We start from the raw sequence: 340 nt of genomic DNA, 5'->3' as shown, positions 1-340 counted from the left end.
GAGATTACTTCTCTTAAGGACGCCGCACTGACCCGCCTGCGCCGCGACAGCGTGGGCTTTGTGTTCCAGTCCTTCAACCTGGTGCCCACCCTCACGGCCGAGCAGAACATCACCCTGCCCGTGGCCCTGGCCAACGGCAAGGTGGACCAGCCGTGGCTGGACTACATCACCGAGACCCTGGGCCTGGCCGGCCGGCTCAAGCACCGCCCCCATGAACTCTCCGGCGGCCAGCAGCAGCGAGTGGCCGTTGCCCGGGCCCTGCTCACGCGTCCCCACGTTGTCTTCGGCGACGAGCCCACCGGAAACCTGGACTCGAAGTCCGGCGCCGAGGTGCTGTCCC

Annotated in this window: 1 protein-coding gene; it reads left to right on the top strand. The window is 67.9% G+C overall.

The window, feature by feature from the left end:
* Positions 1–340 (top strand): ABC transporter ATP-binding protein (locus SB754_RS19550; protein WP_410784060.1); only part of this gene is annotated, 340 nt, incomplete at both ends.

This window comes from Leifsonia sp. SIMBA_070 (assembly GCF_046534635.1).
Lineage (GTDB): Bacteria > Actinomycetota > Actinomycetes > Actinomycetales > Microbacteriaceae > Leifsonia.
The sequence above is the reverse complement of the archived record's forward strand: the minus strand, read 5'-3'. Positions and strand labels throughout refer to the sequence as shown.